20 protein-coding genes are annotated in these 21,582 nt (G+C 53.9%); 10 read left to right on the plus strand and 10 right to left on the minus strand.

From position 1 onward, the window contains the following. The first annotated feature begins 48 nt into the window (after positions 1–48). Complete coding sequence (locus APA10_RS05050) at positions 49–711, plus strand: hypothetical protein (protein WP_003628571.1); 663 nt, start codon at positions 49–51, stop codon at positions 709–711. Positions 712–732: 21 nt separating this feature from the next. On the opposite strand, the gene hpnR is transcribed toward APA10_RS05050, so the two are convergent. Then, positions 733–2,292, minus strand: coding sequence for a hopanoid C-3 methylase HpnR (hpnR, locus tag APA10_RS05055; RefSeq protein WP_014457164.1), 1,560 nt, complete (start codon positions 2,290–2,292; stop codon positions 733–735). 262 nt (positions 2,293–2,554) lie between these two features. Then, positions 2,555–2,977: a nucleoside-diphosphate kinase gene (gene ndk, locus APA10_RS05060; protein WP_035362113.1), complete on the minus strand. Its 423-nt coding sequence runs from the start codon at positions 2,975–2,977 to the stop codon at positions 2,555–2,557. 135 nt (positions 2,978–3,112) lie between these two features. On the opposite strand from ndk, the gene APA10_RS05065 reads away from it, so the two are divergent. The 5 genes from APA10_RS05065 to APA10_RS05085 all read left to right on the plus strand — a co-directional run bounded on the left by APA10_RS05065 (position 3,113) and on the right by APA10_RS05085 (position 8,940). Further along, complete coding sequence (locus tag APA10_RS05065) at positions 3,113–5,002, plus strand: ABC-F family ATP-binding cassette domain-containing protein (RefSeq protein ID WP_003628572.1); 1,890 nt, start codon at positions 3,113–3,115, stop codon at positions 5,000–5,002. Positions 5,003–5,185: 183 nt separating this feature from the next. Then, positions 5,186–6,307 (plus strand): AI-2E family transporter, encoded by a 1,122-nt coding sequence (locus APA10_RS05070; RefSeq protein ID WP_003628574.1) that lies wholly within the window; start codon positions 5,186–5,188, stop codon positions 6,305–6,307. Between the two features lie 75 nt (positions 6,308–6,382). After that, positions 6,383–7,060 (plus strand): response regulator transcription factor, encoded by a 678-nt coding sequence (locus APA10_RS05075; RefSeq protein WP_003628576.1) that lies wholly within the window; start codon positions 6,383–6,385, stop codon positions 7,058–7,060. 55 nt (positions 7,061–7,115) lie between these two features. Next, a complete protein-coding gene (locus APA10_RS05080; protein WP_003628578.1) occupies positions 7,116–8,048 on the plus strand; it encodes a sensor histidine kinase in 933 nt (310 codons plus the stop codon). Between the two features lie 76 nt (positions 8,049–8,124). Continuing rightward, on the plus strand, positions 8,125–8,940 hold the full coding sequence (locus APA10_RS05085; RefSeq protein ID WP_003628590.1) for an SIMPL domain-containing protein: 816 nt from the start codon (positions 8,125–8,127) through the stop codon (positions 8,938–8,940). Positions 8,941–9,009: 69 nt separating this feature from the next. On the opposite strand, the gene infC is transcribed toward APA10_RS05085, so the two are convergent. From infC to APA10_RS05105, 4 genes are all read right to left on the minus strand, one after another. Then, entirely contained in the window at positions 9,010–9,546 is a 537-nt protein-coding gene (infC, locus tag APA10_RS05090; protein WP_035351884.1) for a translation initiation factor IF-3, read from the minus strand. Positions 9,547–9,702: 156 nt separating this feature from the next. Continuing rightward, the gene (gene thrS, locus APA10_RS05095) at positions 9,703–11,634 is read right to left on the minus strand and encodes a threonine--tRNA ligase (protein ID WP_035365532.1); all 1,932 of its coding nucleotides are present in this window, start codon (positions 11,632–11,634) and stop codon (positions 9,703–9,705) included. Between the two features lie 45 nt (positions 11,635–11,679). Then, positions 11,680–12,636, minus strand: coding sequence for a glycosyltransferase family 9 protein (locus APA10_RS05100; RefSeq protein WP_174714344.1), 957 nt, complete (start codon positions 12,634–12,636; stop codon positions 11,680–11,682). Beyond that, on the minus strand, positions 12,633–13,496 hold the full coding sequence (locus APA10_RS05105; RefSeq protein WP_035365535.1) for a tetratricopeptide repeat protein: 864 nt from the start codon (positions 13,494–13,496) through the stop codon (positions 12,633–12,635). The genes APA10_RS05100 and APA10_RS05105 overlap by 4 nt, the downstream gene beginning before the upstream one ends. 88 nt (positions 13,497–13,584) lie before the next feature. On the opposite strand from APA10_RS05105, the gene APA10_RS05110 reads away from it, so the two are divergent. From APA10_RS05110 to APA10_RS14255, 3 genes are read left to right on the plus strand one after another with little or no spacing between them, the layout of a single operon-like run. Continuing rightward, positions 13,585–14,814 carry a glycosyltransferase family 4 protein gene (locus APA10_RS05110; protein WP_003628595.1) on the plus strand — a complete coding sequence of 410 codons (1,230 nt, stop codon included), beginning with the start codon at positions 13,585–13,587 and terminating at the stop codon, positions 14,812–14,814. 49 nt (positions 14,815–14,863) lie between these two features. Then, positions 14,864–15,679, plus strand: a complete 816-nt coding sequence (locus APA10_RS05115; RefSeq protein ID WP_014457173.1) for an NAD kinase — start codon at positions 14,864–14,866, stop codon at positions 15,677–15,679. Then, on the plus strand, positions 15,676–16,695 hold the full coding sequence (locus APA10_RS14255) for an OmpA family protein (RefSeq protein WP_003628596.1): 1,020 nt from the start codon (positions 15,676–15,678) through the stop codon (positions 16,693–16,695). The genes APA10_RS05115 and APA10_RS14255 overlap by 4 nt, the downstream gene beginning before the upstream one ends. Before the next feature lie 11 nt (positions 16,696–16,706). Here APA10_RS14255 and APA10_RS05125 read toward each other — a convergent pair whose 3' ends face one another. From APA10_RS05125 to ispH, 4 genes are read right to left on the minus strand one after another with little or no spacing between them, the layout of a single operon-like run. Further along, a complete protein-coding gene (locus tag APA10_RS05125) occupies positions 16,707–18,224 on the minus strand; it encodes a hypothetical protein (RefSeq protein ID WP_003628597.1) in 1,518 nt (505 codons plus the stop codon). A 30-nt stretch (positions 18,225–18,254) separates the two neighbouring features. Further along, on the minus strand, positions 18,255–18,749 hold the full coding sequence (rnhA, locus tag APA10_RS05130) for a ribonuclease HI (protein WP_003628598.1): 495 nt from the start codon (positions 18,747–18,749) through the stop codon (positions 18,255–18,257). Next, positions 18,733–19,707 (minus strand): homoserine kinase, encoded by a 975-nt coding sequence (locus APA10_RS05135; protein WP_003623208.1) that lies wholly within the window; start codon positions 19,705–19,707, stop codon positions 18,733–18,735. Before APA10_RS05135 ends, rnhA begins: the two co-directional genes overlap by 17 nt. Positions 19,708–19,716: 9 nt before the next feature. Then, positions 19,717–20,718 (minus strand): 4-hydroxy-3-methylbut-2-enyl diphosphate reductase, encoded by a 1,002-nt coding sequence (gene ispH, locus APA10_RS05140; RefSeq protein WP_026019375.1) that lies wholly within the window; start codon positions 20,716–20,718, stop codon positions 19,717–19,719. Between the two features lie 221 nt (positions 20,719–20,939). Here ispH and APA10_RS05145 point away from each other — a divergent pair, with 221 nt between their 5' ends. Then, a complete protein-coding gene (locus tag APA10_RS05145; RefSeq protein ID WP_014457176.1) occupies positions 20,940–21,545 on the plus strand; it encodes a hypothetical protein in 606 nt (201 codons plus the stop codon). Positions 21,546–21,582: the final 37 nt, after the last annotated feature.

Below are 21,582 nucleotides of genomic sequence, written 5' to 3' on the forward strand. Positions count from 1 at the left end.
AGCAGATAGGCAGTCTGCCATCCTGCATTCTCATGCTATGTTGCGTGCATGAGCAGCCTTTCCATGCCTTCTGGCCCCAGCAAGATGCACAACACTTCAGCTCAGTGGCGGGATACGCCGCTCCACCGCCTGATGCTGGCAACACTTATAGAAAAACTGGAAAACAGGCTGCTTGCCAACCCCAGCGCCACACGTGTGCTGGAACAGTGGATAAATACTTACAATCTGGCACCAGACAGCAACCTGCACGCCCACCGCCAAACGGAAAGCTCTGCGCCCTGCCCGCCATTCCTGTTGCAAACGCTCTTAGGCGCTTCTGATGCGCAAACAGAGGATGTGCATTACCGGAAGGTGCAGCTTACCGCACATGGGAAGATTTTTTCAGAAGCCGAAAACTGGTACATCCCGGCAAGATTATCCCCGGAAATGGCTACACAGCTCAACACAACAGATAAACCCTTTGGGCTTGTTGTGGCTGCACTTAACTTTTCTCGCCAACTCATCAAACGGGAAAGCTTGTGGTTCCCTCTTTCTGAACACTGGGAGCAGAATGGGATACCTGCTGGCTCTGACCAGCCTATTGGCCTACCACCCTATCTCTTCCGCCATATGGCGGTGTTGCGCACGCAAGCAGGGCAAGCCTTTTGTGTAGTGATTGAAACCTACACCACAGAAACACTAAGGTTTCCGCCACCAGCCTTGCCAACATAGACGGAAACCTTAGTTTATTTTTTACGCTTCGGCGTCAGCTTCTGCGCATTCACCCATACGGGTTGTATCTACAAATTTTTCAGTCGCATCATCCAGCGCACGTGTTTTACGCCCACCGGGACCATGCACATACAGGTCTTTCTTGTTCAGCTTGGTCACGGCATCAGGCTGTACAGGCATCAGATACCGTGCAGGACGCTGATGATCCGCCAGCTGAAGTTTGGGGTTGAAGACCGAATTGAACTTCCAGAGCATCTTTACAAAGTTGGTCTGGCCATTGCGTAGCAGACGCGCCGCAATACCTGCGGTGTCTTTCAGCGCTTCCCAACCCATGTGCTTGGTGTTGAGCACCTGCTGGGTTTTCACCAGCTCTTCGTAAAACTCTGGCAGCGGCAACGTGGTCGGCAGCACTGCGTGCTGAATATCGAACAAACGATAATCCCGCGTTGTCAGACGGCGGGCTTCCTTGTGCCAGATTTCTGTGCCCGGATACGGCGTGGTGACAGAAATATTCACGATATCGGGAATTTCCAAGCACCACTGGCGCACTGTTTCAAAGCGCTTCCGATCCCATGAAGGATCAGCAATGATGTTAATGGCAACAATCAGCCCCAGAGAACGTGCGTATTCCAGCGCTTCAAAGTTTTTATCCAGAGAAACGCGCTTACGGAACTGCTTCAGGCCTTCTTCATCGACAGCTTCCATGCCGATGAAGATGTAGGAAAGCCCGATTTCACTCCAGACTTTAAACACTTCCTTGTTGCGCAGCAGCACGTCTGCACGCGTTTCAAGGTAGTATTCCTTTTTAATGCCGCGCTTCTTGATTTCGTTGGCAATGGCCATGCCGTGCTCTTCATGCACGAAGGCCACGTCATCCACGATAAAGATGCCGGGTTCCTTAATTTCCTCCAGCTCATCCGCAATCACCTGCGGGCTGGCTGTGCGGTAGGAACGGCCATAGAATGTCCAGGCAGAACAGAATGTACAATCCCACGGGCAGCCTCGCGCAAATTCGATAGAGGCTGCCGGGTCCAGCGTGCCAATAAAGTATTTGTTGCGGTGGCGCAGAAGATCACGCGCCGGGCGCACCTCATCCAGAGATTCTACAAAAATAGGCGGCGGGCCTTCACCATCCTTGGTAATAACGCCGGGCACTTCCAGAATGTCTTTACCATTCTGCACGGCATCCAGCAGCAGCCCGACCGTGGCGTCGCCTTCACCTTTAAGAATGCAGTTGATGGTACCTTCAGAAAGTTCCAGCACATCCTTTGCAATAAAGGATACGGAATGCCCACCTACAAACTGGAAGATATTGGGGTTGCGGTAGCGGGTTTCGCGGCACAGATCCAGAATTTCTGGCACGTTTGCCAGATAGTTGCCGGAGTAGCACACCACATCGGGCTGAAACTCATCCAGCATTTTCCAATAATCTTCATGCGTTTCAGCCTGAAGATCTATAATCTGCACATCGTGGCCGGCACTACGAGCTGCGCCAGCAACCAGCTCCATACCAAGAGGCTCCAGACGGAGAAAGACCCGCGTGTACATCAGGGCGCTGGGGTGAACCGCCAGAACTTTCATGTCATTCCTTTTCGCTCGCCAAGCCAACAGCGCGCGGAGGTTTCCTCAACACGCAGCCGGAAAATTCTTTGGATGCTTACATATTAGAGGAATGCTTATAGAGCAAATGTTAGGCGTGACCCCATCTTTGCAGCCACACCTCCCATGCAAAAGGTGCTTACCTCTTGCATACTGCGCCCAATAAAAGGCCACAGCAACATAATTTATATAGCTCTGGCTGGCAGCAAATGTACCAGCCAGAGTAAATCCGAAAAAAAACGGATCAGGGCAGGATTTCGGTTTCCGCAAAGAAGAAGCGGATTTCGTTCGCTGCGTTTTCTGCGCTGTCAGAACCGTGCACGGAGTTTGCTTCAATGCTTTCAGCAAACTGAGCGCGGATGGTGTTGGGTTCTGCCTTTTTGGGGTCTGTTGCACCCATCACTTCACGGTTCTTGGCAACTGCGTTGTCACCTTCCAGAACCTGCACCACAACCGGGCCGGAGATCATGAAGGACACCAGATCGTTATAGAACGGGCGTTCTTTGTGCACTTCGTAGAATGCACCAGCCTGAGCCGGAGAGAGCTGAATGCGCTTCTGGGCAACAATGCGCAGACCTGCATCTTCAAACACGGCATTGATCTTGCCGGTCAGGTTGCGACGGGTTGCGTCTGGCTTGATAATGGATAGCGTACGTTCTTTAGCCATTGGGTTTCTCCTGTTTTCTGGCATACCAGCACCATAAGGGTGGCAGCCGTAGCGCACCATCTAGAGCATATCGGCGCGGGCTGGTAGGTACCATGCCGGATGTAATGCACGATTCATAAAGAAACGAGAGTTGCGTTGAGCCTTCTTGTCATATCCGATCTTACCCTGCGTATGGCAGGCCGCACCCTTCTGGACCAGGCTAACCTGTCTATAGAGCCCGGGCGCAAGGTGGGCCTTATCGGGCGCAATGGGGCCGGAAAATCCACCCTATTGGCAGCAATTGCGGGCGATATTGCACCAGATGGCGGTGAAATTCGCCTGTCCGCCCGCGCCCGTATGGCACGCGTAAAGCAGGAAGCCCCAGCAGATGGCGCATCGCTTCTGGATACAGTGCTGGCCGGTGATACCGAACGCAGCGCCCTTCTGGCAGAGGCCGAAACAGCGACAGACCCCGTACGTATTACGGAAATACATGAGCGCCTGCGCGCCATACGTGCAGATAGCGCACCAGCACGCGCGGCCTCTGTTCTCGCTGGGTTAGGGTTTAATGCAGCCGCACAAGCTCGCCCTGTTTCAGATTTTTCCGGCGGCTGGCGTATGCGTGTTTCCCTCGCAACGGCCCTGTTTCTTGAGCCAGATTTGCTGCTGCTGGATGAACCCACCAACCATTTGGACTTGGAAGCCACCCTTTGGCTGGAAGATTGGCTACGCCGATTCGCTGGAGCTGCGCTGATTGTCAGCCATGATAGGGGGCTGCTGGATTCCTGCGTGGATGCCATTGCACATCTGGACCATGGCAAGCTCAGCCTGACACCGGGTGGATACGAAAATTTTGTGCGCATTCGCACAGAGCAAGCCTTACAGCAGGCCCGGCAGGTTGAAAAAATTGCAGCCCAGCGGGCGCATATGCAGTCCTTTGTGGATAGATTCCGAGCCAAGGCCACCAAAGCCAAGCAGGCACAGGCCCGCCTGAAGGCTTTGGAAAAACTGCCCGTTATCGAATCCGTGGTGGAAGAAACGCCCGCGCACTTCTCCTTCCCCGAACCCGAGCAGCTTCCCCCTCCCATTTTGAGCATGAGCCGTGCCAGCGTGGGGTATGATGGCAAGCCTGTGCTCAGCAATCTTTCCCTCCGGTTGGATATGGATGATCGCATTGCTCTGCTTGGCGCTAATGGGAATGGTAAATCCACCTTTGCCAAGCTTCTTGCTGGCAGGCTGGAACCACTATCTGGCACGGTGGAGCGGAACCCCCGGCTCAAAATTGGGTATTTTGCCCAGCATCAGGCCGAAGAACTGCACCTGAACGAAACACCTATCGACCACATGGCGCGTGCCCTGCCCAAAGCCACGCCTCCGGTAGTGCGTGCCCAGCTTGCACGTTTTGGGCTGGATGCAGAACGCGCTGAAACAGCGGTGAAAGACCTTTCAGGCGGTGAAAAAGCACGCCTGCTGCTGGCATTGGCAACGCGTGATGCCCCACAACTTCTGCTATTGGACGAGCCCACCAACCATCTGGATCTGGATGCCCGCGATGCGCTTATTCGTGCGCTGGCAGATTACGAAGGCGCTGTGGTTCTGATAAGCCATGATCCTCATCTGGTGGAACTGGTGGCAGACCGCCTGTGGCTGGTAGGCGATGGCAAGATCACCCCGTTTGAAGGCGATATGGCGGAATATCGCGCGTGGTTGATTGAACACAACCGCGCAGCAAACCGCCCCAAACAGGACACTGCGGCCCAGCCAAGCCGCAAGGATGACAGGCGTGAGCGCGCAGAAGCCCGCAAAGCCTTGGCCCCTTTGCGCAAGGTTATAAAAGACGCCGAAGCACGCCTTGCCAAACTGGCGCAGGAGCAGCAGAAAATTGAAGCCAGTCTGGCGGACCCCGCTCTATATAGCGAAGGGAAAACGCAGGATCTCACGCGCCTGAACACACGCCTTGCTGCCCTTAAAAAAGAACAGGAAGAAGTGGAAGAACGCTGGCTGGCAGCCGAAGCTGAAATGGAAGAAGCCACCAACGAAGCCTGACCCCCAAACTGGCGTGAGGCATTTTTGCCAATGCGCCAGTTTTTTGTGTCTGACTTTTCAGAATTTTCTTCTCAGATCGTAAGGCACATGGATAAGAATACATCTTAAACGCAGTAGCACTGCCTCTTCGCTTACCCTTCCCAACAATCCGGCCTCAAATTGCATTCCGAAAGACATTTGCGCATGCCTTCAGATACCCCTTCTCCTGCCAATTCTCTTGCTGGCGGGCCGTATGAAGGCAAGCCGCATTCTGCGGATTGGCTGCAATCCATTTCCAGAATCCTGCGCATGACCTTCAGCGGCGCTGTTATTGCGCTGGTGGTTTGGTTGATGGGCGATGTGCTGATGGTGGTGTTTGCATCAGTACTGTGTGCTGTGGTGCTGCATGGGCTGTCTAAAATTCTGGTGCGCCACCTTCGGCTGCCATATGGGTGGGCGCTCAGTGCCGTTATCTGCGGGTTAATTGGCAGTGCTGTGTTTTTGGTCTGGAACAGCGGGCCGGCGATGATAAGCGAAGCCCTACGCCTGCAAGATGCCTTGCGCCAGCAGGAAACCGCACTACGCAGCACCCTACAAAGCACCCCTACGGGCCAGATGATCCTGAATTATCTCCCGGCATCTTTGGGCGGTCATCAGGCTGGAGGGGGAGATACCAGCAGCCTTGCTTCTCTTGGTTCCCGCATTGCCGGGTCCATGACGGGCATTCTGGGGTCTGCTTTTGGGGCTATTGGCACATTGCTGGTTGTGCTGATTGCCGGGCTGTATTTTGCAATGTCTCCCGCAATTTACGCCAATGGCTTTTTGCGGCTGGTACCTGTTTCCAAACGTCCCAAAGTGCGTGATCTCCTACTTCGGGCTGGGCAGACACTCTGGGCATGGGTTGCCGGGCAATCATTAGACATGCTGGTGGTTGGTACGCTTTCTGGCCTTGGCCTCTGGTTTATTGGCGTGCCTTTGGCGCTGGCGCTGGGTGTGCTTGCCGGGCTGTGTAACTTTATCCCGTATATTGGCGCCATTATGGGGGCCGTTCCTGCGTTGCTGCTAGCCCTTTCTCTGGGCACGCGGGAAACCATTATGGTGGCTGTGCTTTATAGCGTGATCCAGTTTTTAGAAGGTAATGTGCTGGCCCCAGTTATTCAGCGCCACGCCGTGCAAATGCCCCCTGCCATTACAGTTTTGTCACAGACACTCTTTGGCGCCATCCTGGGCTTTCCGGGTCTGATTTTTGCCTCACCACTTACGGCGGTGTTGATGGCAACACTAGACGGCCTGACCCCCAAGCTGGATGAAAAAGACCAGATTTGAACGCGGGCAGTGACATGATTGTATAATTATCGTAAGGTTTTGGTAATACGCTCTGGATAATGTAAGGTCTGGATCATGCGCGTTCTTCTTGTTGAAGACGATCAAACAGTTCGCAATTTTGTTGCCAAAGGCCTTGCAGAAGCTGGGCATTTGGTTGAACAGGCTGAAGACGGCAAAAATGGCCTCTCCCTTGCTACCAGCGAAAAGTTTGACGTCATCATTCTAGATCGCATGCTGCCGGGCGGTGTAGAGGGCCTTCATATCCTGAAAACATTGCGAAATCAAAACAATACAACCCCCGTGTTGCTGCTTTCCGCCTTGGCCGATGTGGATGAAAAAGTGGCCGGACTGAAAGCAGGTGGGGATGATTACGTTACAAAGCCCTTCTCATTTTCCGAACTTCAGGCACGTTTGGAAGCACTGGTCCGGCGCAACAGAAACGAAGCCCAGCCCCAGACGCGCCTTACAATTGGGGATCTGGAAATAGATCTGCTATCGCGCAATGTGAAACGCGCTGGCCAGAAGATTGAGTTGCAACCGCGTGAATTCCGCCTGTTGGAATTTTTGATGCGCCACGCCGGTCAGGTTGTTACCCGCACCATGCTGCTGGAAGGTGTATGGGATTATCATTTTGACCCCCAGACAAACGTCATTGACGTGCATATTTCCCGCCTGCGCCAGAAAATAGACAGACCTTTCCATCATCCACTGGTGCATACCATCCGTAATGCAGGATATATGCTGCAGGAATAGACGCAATTGCCGCCAGAGGTCTGGATAAAAAACCTTTCGTGAGGTTTAAAGCGGTGTGCCTCAGCTTAAACCTAATCTTTACAGTTTTGGCTGGATGATCCGTGAAATGTTCCAACGCATTATCCATCTCATTCACAAAAGCACGGCTGCCATTACACACGGTGATTTCTCCCAACACATCCCGCTCATCGGAAACGGAGATGAAAGGGATGATGTTGCCATCGCCATAAATGCCATGCTGGATGGCGCCAGCCAGCAAATGGATACTGTGAGACAGACTTCCAACGCCATTGCGCATGATCTGCGGGCCCCAATTGCACGCGCACGCTCTCAACTGGAAGATGCAGCCCTATATGCACATACCGAGGCTGAGCTACGCACAGCCATTAATCACGCTGTAGAGCAGCTTGACCATGTTACCAGCATTTGTGACGCACTGTTGCGTATTGCGCAGATAGAAGCCGGTGGTCGCCGCTCTGCCTTTACTCGGTTTGATCTGGTGCCTGCCCTACAGGATATTCTGGAGCTTTACACTGCGGTTGCGGAAGATCGCGGAATAACGATTGAGACCACCCTTCCCGCAACACTTCCATTTCATGGTGATCGCGCCATGTTCCAGCAGGCTATTGCCAATGTGCTGGACAACGCCATTAAATTTTCTCCGTCAGGAGGCACCATTACCTGCTTTGCTCGATTTATGCCGCCTCAGCCTCATTCAGAAAATGATGGCACTATAGAACTCACCATAGCTGACCATGGCATAGGCATGATGGCAGAAGACATGGCTAATGCCACAAAACGTTTCTTTCGGGCAGAACAGACGCGCCATATTTCTGGCTCTGGCCTTGGGCTTTCTGTTGTGCAGGCCATTGTGCATCTTCATGGCGGCCAACTCCATCTGGCCAACAACAATCCGGGCTTAAGCGTGCGTATTGATACGCCCTTACCCCACACAAAAATCAGTAAGATTACGGACATTCACCGTTAATCTAACGTTTTCGAGACAATCATGCATTTGCGGCAGATACATTGCCTTTCTGCCTTGAACTTGCCCCACTGATAGATTGTTATCGCACAAGCAAGCATTCACCTGTTCTGGACAGCCTGAGAAAAAAGCGCTGCTCTTTGCCAACAGGGAAACATCTGACATTAAAAGGAAACATACCCTGATGCGTTTTTATTCTCGCTCCATGCTGTTCCTGCTTTCCGCAAGTTCCTGCGCATTCATGGCAATGCTGCCCACAGCTCATGCGGAAGACACAAGCACTTTCACCAAGCTTGAACTTTCTGCTTCCGGCACAACAGATGCCGCCCCAGACCAGCTTACCGCCATATTCCGCGCAGAAGCACGCAACAAAAATGCGGCAACGGCTCAGCAGGCCGTCAATGCCCTGGTGCAGAAAATTACTGAACAGACAGGCAAAAACGATGCCGTGCAGTTGGCGGTAACGGGATACGATGTGTCTGAAACGCGCCCAGACAAGGATCCTGCTTTCTGGACAGCCACCCAGAGATTGAGCCTAAAGGCTCAGAACGGCAACGCGCTGCTACCTTTGGCCGGACAGTTGCAGGCGAATGGCCTTATTCTGGAAAGTCTGGATTGGTCTATTTCTGATGACAAGCGTGAAAGCCTGCTTCTGGATGCTGAAAAAAATGCCGTTGCCGAGCTAAAAAAACAGGCAGATACGGTAGCGGCATCTCTGGGCTTGCATGTTGTACGTTTTTCAAACGTAGCAATATCCGAAAACCCGATTATACGCCCCATGCCTATGATGATGTCTATGGCGCGTAGCGCAGATGCCCCGGCAGCACCATCCAGCACAGCACAAACACAGCACGTTCGCGCAAACGCACACGCAACTATCCTGCTTGGCCCGTAAAAACAGAAAACCCCTGCTTCCTTAATAAGAAAGCAGGGGTTTTTCCGGAAATCAGACTGAAAACACGGTTTAGCGCGGGGCCAGAACCATGATCATCTGGCGGTTTTCAAGGCGCGGCATCTGCTCCACCTTGGCAACCTCATCCATTTCGCCACGAATGCGTTCCAGAACCTTAATACCCAGTTCCTGATGCGCCATTTCACGACCACGGAAACGCAGCGTAACTTTTACCTTGTCACCTTCACCAATAAAGGTTTTCACAGCGCGCATTTTAACCTGGTAGTCATTTTCGTCGATATTCGGACGAACCTTGACTTCCTTGATTTCAATGACCTTCTGCTTCTTCTTGGCTTCGTTACGCTTTTTCTGCTGTTCGTATTTGAACTTGCCGTAATCAAGAATCTTGGCAACAGGCGGCTCAGCATTCGGGCTTATTTCTAGAAGATCCAACCCAACACTATACGCTTTTGCCAAAGCATCGCGCACGGTCATGATACCGGCCATTTCGCCATTTTCATCAATAAGGCGAACCTGCGGCACACGGATTTCTTCATTCACTCGCGGCCCTTCTCGGCTGGGCGGCGCGGGATACGGTGATCTGGCTATGGTCGGCTCCTGTAGTACATTTCAATAACTTGCAAAGGCACCCCTTCAGGCGCTCCTGCTTATCGTTAGTATGTGCGCAATTATCCGCGCTTTATCAAGCAGGGCAAGCACAAAAACATCTTCATTGCTGCCCTGCTGTGGCAATAAAACTCTGCTTCACCCTTTTTTGCGCAAATCCGGCGGTGTTGCTTCGTTTTTCAGACGGGCAACAGCATCATCCAGGCTCAGAGTCTCCTGCGCCTGCGTGCCAAGACGGCGCATGGCCACAGTGCGTTCTTCTGCCTCACGCCGGCCTACCACCAGAATAACCGGAACACGGGCCACACTGTGCTCACGCACCTTGGCGTTGATCTTGTCATTCCGCACATCGGCTTCCACAGCCAGCCCTGCTTCACGCAGGGCAGCAGCCACTTCCTCCGCATAAGGTGCGGCATCACTTACGATGGAGGCCACAACCACCTGCACAGGTGCTAGCCAAAGCGGGAAACGCCCGGCGTGCTGTTCGATCAGAATACCAAGGAAGCGTTCAAAGGAACCCAAAATGGCACGATGCAGCATAACGGGGCGATGCCGCCCGGAGTCTTCACCAATATAGCTGGCATCGAGTCGTTCTGGCAGAACCAGATCAACCTGCAAGGTGCCGCACTGCCAATCACGCCCAATAGCATCACGCAGCACAAACTCCAGTTTGGGCCCGTAGAATGCGCCTTCACCGGGGTTATGTTCGTATTCCACCCCAGCAACGGTGCAGGCTTCTTTCAGAGCATTTTCAGCCTTATCCCACACTTCATCGCTGCCAGCACGCTGCTCTGGGCGGTCAGCAAACTTTACGCGCACATGCTCAAAGCCCAGATCCTGATACACATCGTGCAACATTTTCACGAAGCGCACAGTTTCACCTGCAATCTGATCTTCGGTGCAGAAAATATGTGCATCGTCCTGCGTAAAGCCGCGCACACGCATCAAGCCATGCAATGCGCCTGATGGTTCATAGCGATGGCAGGCACCAAATTCCGCCATACGCAGCGGCAGTTCACGATAAGAGCGCAGGCCGTGGCGGAAAATCTGCACATGGCATGGGCAGTTCATGGGCTTGAGTGCGAGTGTTTTATTCTCGTCCTCAACCGTCGCAATGAACATGTGGTGGCGGTATTTATCCCAGTGGCCAGAAGCCTCCCACAGAGCACGGTCAACAAGCTGCGGAGTACGCACTTCCTGGTAACCGTGGCGTGTCTGGGCGCGGCGCATGTAATCCTGCAACGCGGTATAAAGCCGCCAGCCTTTAGCGTGCCAGAACACCTGCCCCACGGCTTCTTCCTGAAAATGGAACAAGCCCATTTCCTTGCCGATCCGGCGATGATCGCGCTTTTCTGCTTCTTCCAACTGGTGCAGGTGCGCGTCCAGTTCCTTCTGATCGCGCCAAGCCGTGCCGTACACACGGGTGAGCATGGGGTTACGATGATCCCCACGCCAATAAGCGCCTGCCACCTTCATCAGCTTGAAAGCTGTGCCAACATCCTTGGTGGTGCGCAGATGTGGGCCACGGCACAGATCCAGCCACTCTCCCTGCCGATAGATGGAAATTTCTTCATCTTCCGGCAGATCACGAATCAGCTCGGCTTTGAACTTTTCACCGCGCTCTTCAAAAAAGCGGATCGCATCATCGCGCTTCCACACTTCGCGCACAAAAGGCTCAGCCTTGGCGACAATTTCGCGCATCTTGGCTTCAATGGCCGCAAAGTCTTCCGGGGAGAACGGTTCAGAACGATAGAAATCGTAATAGAAGCCGTTTTCAATGGACGGACCGATTGTGACCTGAGTGCCGGGGTACAACGCCTGCACGGCTTCTGCCAGCACATGGGCGGCATCGTGCCGAATAAGTTCCAGCGATTCCGGGTCCTTGCGGGTAATAAACCGCAGGGCAGCATCTTTGTTGATGGTCTGGCGGATATCGCACAGCTTTCCATCCACTTCCATGGCCAGTGCGGCTTTGGCAAGACCGGGGCCGATAGCTTCCGCCACCGTCGTGCCTGTAACCGGCCCGTCAAAACTACGAACAGAACCGTCAGGCAAGGTAATGGCGGGCATGGTCAAAGGCTCCAGAAAAGAAAATCAGAAACTGATGGAAGATGCTTAATGACGCCACCAGAGCGCGGCTGCAACCCTTTGCACACAAAGCAATGCAAGATCACGCACACGTAGCACGCGCACCTGCCCTGCCTGCCACCCTAACGGGGCTGTAAGCGCAGGGTTACTATCGGCAGAAAATAGCACAACGCAGCGGCAGCCCATAACGGCAGCCAGATGCATGGGGCCTGTATCATTCCCCACAGCGCACTGTGCCCGTGCGGCCAGCCCCGCAAGCTCCGGCAGAGTGGTTTTGCCCATTAAGTTTAGCGCCTCGGGGCAATATTTCAGAATATCCTGCGCCAAGGGCTGCTCGGTTTCATGCCCTACCAATACAGGGCGCAAACCACGGCGGGAAATTTCTGCTGCCAGTTCACCATACCGCCTGGCAGGCCAACGTTTGGCGGGCCGATGCACGGCTGCCCCCGGCACTATCAACACATAGGGCTCATCCAGCTTTGGCCCTTTATCACGCAACCACGAAACATCTGGCTGCGGCACATCCTTAATGCCTGCCATACGTAGCTGATCACGCTGGCGGGCACGGGTGTGCATTTCATCCCGCCACGGGTTTAAATGGGCAAGATGCCCTTCTCCCACATGTCCACACCATGAAACAGGCCGACCGGCCAACAGGAAATATCGCGCAGTGCGGGCTGATGTCTGCAAATCATAAACCCGATCATACCCACGCAACATCTTACGCAAGGCGAGAATTTGCGGCACATCTGTCCAACGCGGGCGTGTATCCGTAAGCACCTCATCAAACCATGGCGAAAGCCTGGCCAGCTCAACAAACGGCGCGGTTGTAAGCAAGGTGATATGCGCAGCAGGAAATGCCTGCCGAATGACCTGAAACGGGCCAAAACTTTGCACGAAATCTCCCAACGCCCCTAAACGGATGACAAGAATGCGTTGGGGTATAACGTCTTGAGTTTTTTCAGAATGCATGAGGGACTTCATGGTGTATCCGGATCTGCAGCCATAACGGCAAGATCCTGCCGGGCCAGATCTGCCTCATGGCTATCTGGCGCCAGATCAAGCACCCGCTGCCAATCTGCCTGTGCACCGGTGGCATCCCCTTTGCGTTCACGCACAATGCCACGCTCCAGCAGGGCTGCGGGGTTTTCCGGCTCTATTTCCAAAGCGTGCGCTACGTGCGTGGCAGCGGCATCAAGCTGCCCAACGCGGCGCTCTGCCGATGCCAGCAAAACATAGGCTTCGGCCCCGATATCTGGCTTTTTGGCCACCAGTGCCGAAAGTTCTTTCACCACAACATCGGCCTGATCTTGCGCCAGCAAGGCACGGGCACGCAGCAGATGCAGGCGGGTGTCATCCTCAAACGCCAGCCCGTAATCTACACTGCTCAAGGCTTTTTCTGGTTGCCCGGCAGAAAGCCAGGCATCTGCTGCATCTTCCTCTAATCCGGCGCGAAAGCTGGAAGGCGCACGCTCTGCATGTTCTATGGGCTGGTGGGCAAGCTCATCCAGTTCCTGTGCGGCACTTTCTTCATCCCCGGCTTCCAGCAATGCCAAAGCGTGACAATGCTTGGCCTCCTGCCCCCCGTTGCCGTGGCGCTCCCAGTCCAGCGCGTAATCTCTTGCGCCAAAAGGATCATCCCCCACCATGGCCATACAGGCTTCCACCGACCATTTCTGCCCAGTGAGCGGCCCGGATGCAGCCGAGGCATGGCCGCGTGCCGTGGTCGCCATAACAGGAGCGGAAACAAGCAACGCTGTACCTGCAACCACGCAGGGAAGATGCCGCCGTGTAGGCACAAAAGAAAACTTCATCCTGCCTCCATACCAAACAGGTTCATTCACGCACAGGCCGGGAACCTGAAAAGGAAGAACAGTTCTGCCCTACTGATCTTATGGCACAAAATGTGCAAATTATGATAACACCCTGTTCATGAGCAGTTTTCTGGCCTCTGCCTCCATTCTGCAAATCCTGCCCGCTCTGGAGCAGGGCGGGGTGGAAAGAGGCACCATAGAAATGGCGCAGGCCATTACACAAGCTGGGGGCAAAGCACTTGTCATCAGCGCTGGTGGGCGTATGGAACCTCTGTTGCGGCATAGTGGCGCAGAGCATATTACCCTTCCCGATTGCGGTAGCCGCAACCCTTTGAAAATTGCCAAAAACAGCCATTTCCTCAGCAATATCATTCGCCAGCACAACGTGCAGCTTGTTCATGCCCGTTCTCGCGCGCCTGCGTGGGTTGCCAAAATGGCCTGCAAGCGCACGCAAACACCTTTTGTAACAACATGGCACGGCGTGCACGCCAACAGCTTTCCCGGCAAGCGGCATTACAATGCCGTTTTGGCATCTGGTGATCGTGTTATTGCCATTAGCAACCATATCGCCCAGCGCCTTGCAGAAGAATACCATGTAGGGCCAGATCGGCTACGCACCATTCCGCGCGGGGCAGATACCGAGCAGTTTTCACCTCAAGTAGTGTCCGGCCAGCGTGTGCACCGTTTGGTAGAAGCATGGGCGCTTCCGGCTGACGCACCGGTTATTCTCATGCCCGGCAGGCTGACAGCATGGAAAGGCCAGAGCCTTGTGCTGGATGCGCTGGCACAACTGCTGGAGCTTTTACCTGATATAAACTGGCACTGCGTGTTTGCTGGTGGTTGCGCACCAGACGATAAATACGCACAGGAACTCAGCACCAAAGCCGCACAACTGGGCCTGACTGACCGTGTGCGTTTTGCGGGCCATTGCGATGATATGCCTGCTGCCATGATGCTGGCCAATATGGTGGTTGTGCCCTCCCTCCGCCCAGAACCTTTTGGGCGCGTGGTGGTGGAGGCTCAGGCCATGTGTTGTCCGGTTATTGTGGCGCATCATGGCGCGGCAGTAGAAACCGTTGCTCACGGCCAAACGGGTTTTAGCTTTACACCAGAAAACGCCAGTGAACTGGCACAGGCTATTTATGACGTGTTAGCTGCACCGCCAGAAATTCTGGAAACGATAGGATACGCTGCGCGCCAGATGGTACTGAGCCATTACAGCACTTTTGCCATGCAACATGCCACACTGGCTGTGTATGATGAACTGCTTGGCACCACGCTGGCAGAACACTTTGCTGACATTAAAAATGACCCTGCCCTCTTTCAGGAACCAACATTTGCGGGATAAGGAAGGAAGACTTTAATTTTCCTGACCTGGAAGGAAGCAGGACACAGGCATGACTGCTACTTCTCTTACAAACCCGCCCTCAATTTTTATGCGGCCCCCACAACATTTGGCTTTTATGGCGGCCCCCACAGAAACCGCTCGAGATGAGCTTGACCGGCTGGTAACCCGTTATGGCAACTGCCACCCCGGCGAGGCAGACGTTGTGATCTGCTTGGGCGGTGATGGTTTTATGCTGGAAACCCTGCGCGTTATTCTGGAAGCAGGGCTGACCACCCCAGTCTATGGCATGAACTGTGGGTCTGTTGGGTTTCTGATGAACCCTACGGATGAAGAAGACCTTCCCTACAGATTGGCTCATGCGCAAGCTGCAGTTATTCACCCCCTGCGCATGAAAGCCGTAACTGCACATGGTGAAGCGCATGAAGCACTGGCGCTGAACGATGTTTATCTGTTCCGCCAGACACGGCAGGCAGCCAAATTACGCATTGATGTGGACAGGCTGGTGCGTATTCCCGAGCTGATTTGTGATGGCGCCTTGTTGGCCACACCAGCCGGTTCCACCGCCTACAACCTTTCTGCGCATGGGCCTATTGTGCCGCTTTCTGGCAATTTGCTACCGCTTACCCCTATCTGCCCCTTTCGACCACGCCGTTGGCGCGGAGCACTTTTACCTTCCTCAGCTCATGTTGGTTTTAGTGTTCTGGAACACGACAAGCGCCCGGTTGCAGCCGTTGCCGATTCGATAGAAATTCGGGATGTTGTTTCTGTACAGGCATGGGAAGACCGAGAATTGGCCGTAACCTTGCTGTTTGACCCCGGGCAAACCCTTTCTGAACGTATTGCGGCGGAACAGTTTTCTGCATGATGCCGCAGTGTGGCCGCTTTCAGGCACCAAAAGCAGGTTGCCTCTGTTCTTCTTCCTCTTTTTCTGGATTAGTCTTCCATTTAATGCAGAACATGTTTCCTTTCTCTCGCCGCCTTGTCCTTCTGTGTGCTGCAAGCCTGCTTGCCACCAGTGCGGTTTCACATGCTCAGATTGTCACCAACAGTCAGGCTCTAGATAGCTTGGGTGGTGCAGCGCCTGTAGCCGCGCCCCCAACACCTGCGGCACCTGTGCATGAAACGGCTCCGCGCCGGACAACAACGCCCGCGCGCACTGAAACGCGCCGCCGGGTGGTGGAAAAGCCGCAAACCACCACAGCGCAGAAAAAAGAAACATCCAGCGTAAAGAATACGCAACCGGCTGCAACTGCACCTAAAAATACGCCTGCCACCAAACCGGTAACCACTGCTCCGGCCGAAACCAAACCAGCACCCGCACCCGCACCCGCACCCGCACCCGTGGCTAAGGCTCCGCCTGCCCCAGTGCAAGAAAGCAAAAGCGTAACGCCTGCGGTTCAGCCACATAAACCACCGCCGCCAGCAACAATACCAAATGCACCACCTCCGCTGCCGCAGTTGACCCCTGCGCCATCAGACGTGGAAGTTCATCCTTTTCCAGTACCACCACAGCCCACTGTGGACCTGAAAGCACAAGGCACGGTAACGCCTATTGAAGGCGGTGTACGCATTACCTTTGCGCCAGAAGCAGCAACGCTTAACCCGGAAACACACCAAGCCATTCTGGCATTTGGGCAGCGTTTGTCTGACAAGCCGCATGTACGTGCCCTGATAGATGCCTATAGTTCCGGCGCTGTGGATGATCCATCATTGCCACGACGTATGGCATTGGCTCGCGGGTTGGCCGCGCGCAGCGTGCTTATGAATGGCGGCACACCCTCTACCCGCATTTATGTGCGCGTTATTGGACTACCCAAACAGTCAGCCCCCAACACACCGCAGGATTATATTGATATTTATCAGTCTGACGTTGAGCCCTGAGAACGGGCTCTTCAGTTCTGCGGCACCTTAAAGGGATGTGACCACACCAGCAGCGTATTGCTGCCTATGCGTATTTCCCTTTGTGCAGGCCCAAACTGTGTTTGCGCCTGTCGGGCCTGATCTGCACTTTCACACACAATAAAATTGCCGCCCATTTCATACCATTGCCGCTTGCTAAGAGTATGAAATGCTTTGATGCCTGAGGGCATGAATTCAACAGGTGCAAGACGTGCCGGAAATGGCACACTGTTGCGCGCAGCGCTCCAATATGGTGCGAAACCCTGCTTCAGCCCCATTTGTTCCAGAGTGCGATTTACGGGAAATTTTTGGTTTGCCGCTGCATATCCCAAAACAGGATGCGGCAGAATTGTTGCCGCGTACAAAATACAGCACAGGCCAAACAGCAAACCGTAACCACGGGGCACCTGCACATGCCGAATAACCAGCAAAACGGACAGCAGGCACGGAAAAACCAGATAGCGGAATGACTGCTCATCCATTGTCAGTTCGCCAAAAACAAAGGCTGCCAACATAATAACAATGGCAAATACAGATGAGAGATCAAACAGATTCCATTGCCGGTTCTTGCGCAGCGCATAAAAGCAGCTCCATACCGTGCCACCAGCACAAGCCAGATGGAACAGTTCGCGCCCAGAACCTGAAAGCGTAATCGGCTTTCCAAAAAAATCGGCGCCGAAATACTGTAAAAAGCCGGAAAACAAGACACTCAGATTGTACGAGGCCCGGCTTTGTGAGCCAAAAGACGAACTCCACAACCCCGGCACATGGAAGGCCCCATTATGGGCCAGCACTGTTTTAATAACGTGCTCCAGCATCAAAGCCCCCACCATGCTGCTGGCAAGCCCGACATATTTTGGAGTGCGTTGTTCAAGGCTGAACCCGATAGCGGCCAGAATAACCGGCAAAGCTAGGGTGTACTTTACCAGATCATCACTGCTCAGCAGCAGCGCAACCAACAGAACAGTCCCACTCCAACGCGCGCAGGTGCCGAATGCACTTTTGGATTGTAGGCATTGAGGCTTCTGTAACCACATCAGCCAGAACAGCAACATGCCCACATAAGCGCCGACATGATAACAGGGTGATAACACCAGATGGACCGCAAAGGCACTCGGTGCCCCTAACAGAACAAGAAGCGACCACCCCGTATTGCCCGTTGCCAAACGCGCGATACGAAACGCCAGCAACATGGCAATGGCCCACAGCATGGCGGGCACGATGTAATAAAAAGATACATGCCAGCCAAACAGACCAAACATCACAACGTAAGGTAGAATTTCAGTAAAATAGAAGGATTGGGTAGAAAGGTCCCACCCTTTCAGCAAAACATTGCCATGCAGAATATCCTGCGCTGCCAGCAAGGTAGAAACACTGTCTGAATTAAAAGGCTGCGTCATACCCAAAGCGACATACAGCAGCGTTAACGCCACAAATGCCACCATATACCCGGCTATGGTTTGGTATGTTTTGCGTACAGCCACAGTGATTTTTCCCTCACAATGCCCCATGAAAAAACCGGCCTTTCAGCCGGTTTGTTTTTAGCTCTCTAACAGAGACTGTTCTATTTTTTCCCGGGCTTCTGTTGCCAGTTGATCCACCCGTTCATTTTCTGGCACGCCGGAGTGCCCTTTTACCCAATGCCATGAAACCTCATGCCGTTTGGCTACATCAAGCAGCCTGCGCCACAAATCCATATTGGCAACCGGATCACCCGATGCATTACGCCAATTTCGCCTTACCCAGCCTGTATGCCACCGGGTAATGCCATTGCGCACATATTCGCTATCTGTATGCAGGTTCACCACACAGGGGCGTGTCAGGGCTTCCAGCGCTTCTGCGGCGGCTGTGAGCTCCATACGGTTGTTGGTGGTTTCACGCTCACCGCCAGAAAGTTCCCGTTCTACACCTTTGCAGCGTAGCAAAACACCCCAGCCACCCGGGCCGGGGTTTGGGCGGCATCCGCCATCTGTCCAGATTTCAACCGCCAGAGCAGGTTGTTCTGTTGCGTTGCTGGTTTCAGAATCCGTAGGCATCAGCACTGTCCGTTTCCAAGTGGAAGCGCAGGCGCTTCAGGTAATCCATAGGATCTTTAGGCGTCACCAAGGCATCTGCTGGTGTATTGATCCAGTCATACAGCCGGGTGAGCAAAAAGCGCATGGCCGCACCTCTGGCCAAAACTGGCATAAGCTTACGCTCTGCTGGCTCTAACGGGCGTATTTCCTCATACCCTTGCATCATGTGCCGGGCAAAAGTGATGTTAAACGCCCCATCAGCCTGAAAGCACCATGCGTTCAAACAGATGGCAATGTCGTAGGCTAGAAAATCCGTGCAGGCGAAATAGAAATCAATCACACCTGAAACGGCATGATCCAGAAAGAAAACGTTATCCGGAAACATGTCTGCATGAATCTGCCCGCGCGGCAGAAGCGGATTATTCCCCCGCCCCGGCCAAAATGGCAGAATATGCTCTAGGGCATTTTGCAGTTCATCCCGCAAACCTGCGCACACATTATCAGCACCTGCGCCACAGCTTTGCAGCAGCGCAAACCACGCATCTGGCCCCAAGCTGTTCTGACGTTCCGGCTTGTAAGAGCGCCCTGCCACATGCAATTGCGCCAAAGCCCGCCCAAGTGGGCGACAATGCTCAAGCCTCACCACACGCGGCCAAACGCCGGGCAAAAATGTGGTTATGGCAGCGGGCCTGCCTGCCAGTGTTTTCAGCACATGGCCTTGCGAATCAGCCACGGGCTGGGGGCATGTTACCCCCTCACGCGCCAGATGCTGCATAAGCCCTAAAAACCAAGGCAGATCCTGCGCATTCACCCGTTTTTCGTACAGGGTAAGAATGTAATCTCCATCTGTTGTACGCAGTTGGAAATTACTGTTCTCCACCCCTTCGGCAATACCGCGAAACGCAACCAGAGACCCTATGGCGTAATCCTGCAAAAACGCTTCCAGAGCCTCGTTCCCAACGTCCGTATAGACGGCCATGCAGCACCTTTAGCCTAGCGGTGCGGGAAGGCGGAACGTTACGTTTTCTTCCTTCACAATCCGCTCTTCAATGCACAGCGTGTAACGCTTGGCCATTTCTGCCAGCATTTCCTGCACCAGTGCTTCTGGCGCAGAAGCACCAGCCGTAATGCCCAGCGTGTTCACACCTTCCAGCACGGACCAATCCAAAGAATCCAGACGCGGCACCAAAAGCGCACGCGGTGTGCCGGAACGTTCCGCCACTTCACGCAGACGCTGGGAGTTGGAAGAATTAGGAGAGCCAATAACAATAACCAGATCGCACTCAGGTGCGATGGTTTTTACGGCTTCCTGACGGTTTGTGGTGGCGTAGCAGATATCTTCGCGCTTTGGCCCTTCAATCAGCGGGAACCGTGCACGCAGAATATCTACGATTTCTGCCGTATCATCTACAGAAAGTGTGGTCTGGGTGATAAAGGCCAGACGTGTTGGGTCTTCTGGCTCTACCGTGCGGGCTTCTTCTGCATCGTTAATCAGTGTCATGGCGCCGGGGGGTAGCTGGCCCATTGTGCCAACCACTTCCGGATGGCCTGCATGGCCAATCATCAGGATATGGCGGCTTTCTGGCCCACCACCAGCAAAATGACGCTCAGCCTCACGGTGCACCTTGGAAACCAGCGGGCATGTGGCATCTAGATACAACAGATTGCGGCGTTCTGCCTCAACCGGCACGGTTTTGGGCACGCCATGAGCAGAGAAAACAACGTGGCCATCTACGGGAACTTCATCCAGTTCCTCAACAAAGATGGCGCCTTGTGCTTCCAGCTCTTCCACCACTGTCCGGTTATGGACAATTTCGTGGCGGACATAAACAGGCGCACCGTAACGGCGGATGGCTTCTTCCACCACACGGATGGCGCGGTCCACCCCTGCGCAGAAACCACGTGGGCCTGCCAGCAGAACCTTAAGAGATCTGCCGTGCTGAGCATCTGCGCTCTGGGGCGGGGTAAGGGTATCAGTTTGATCGGGCATGGTGTTCCCCAAAGTTGCAGCGGACTGTATAGAAGAAAACTGGCTATGAAGAAGCATATTGAAAACAGGCTATGCCCGAAACCCATAAAGGTGACGGAAGTTGTGGCCTACGCAAAGGACGCATGGGATGCAACCCGTTTTACGGCATCAAAGCCTTGAAAAACATACCTATGTGGGTGTGATGGCTGCTATCTGCTGTGTTCAACCCGTTTTAACCGATAATGCCGGATCCATACATGTTCCCTAATCACAACCAATGGCGCAGCCTGTTCCCCCGTATTGCCGCCCCGGGTCTGGCAGCACTTGGGCTGCTGGCCACCCTTGGCGGCTGCGGTGATGGTGAAAGCAAATCCATGGATTTTGCGCCCACCTGCCCCATTACGCATATTCCTTCTGAAGCGGCGGATTACTACCTCTACCAAGGTAAGCAGACGGGCTTTAAAAACATGGTGGCCCGCGCCAGCATCCTGCAATTACAGGGTGATTGCCTTGCCGCAGGCCCCAAGGACCTGAAAACCCGAATCGTGCTGCGCTTTGTGATTGAACGCGGCCCGGCCGCAACAGCCAATACACTCACCCTGCCGTGGTTTATTGCCGTGCTGCACGGGGACAGGATTGTGAACAAGCATGTGTTCCACCACACCGTGTCCTTCCCGGCCAACCTCTCTACCTTTGAAGACGATACAAAGGTGATTACGGTAGATCTGCCTATTCCACCCAAAAACGTGGATTCAGATTATCGGTTTGAAATTGGCTTCCAGCTAACCAAGGACCAGCTTGAATATAATCAGGTCCATCTGAAACGCGCAGCGTATCAGGCTTACTGATATTAAGCGGTAGCACTGAGCTGGGGGCTTTATCACC

The organism is Acetobacter pasteurianus subsp. pasteurianus LMG 1262 = NBRC 106471 (genome assembly GCF_000285275.1).
GTDB lineage: Bacteria > Pseudomonadota > Alphaproteobacteria > Acetobacterales > Acetobacteraceae > Acetobacter > Acetobacter pasteurianus.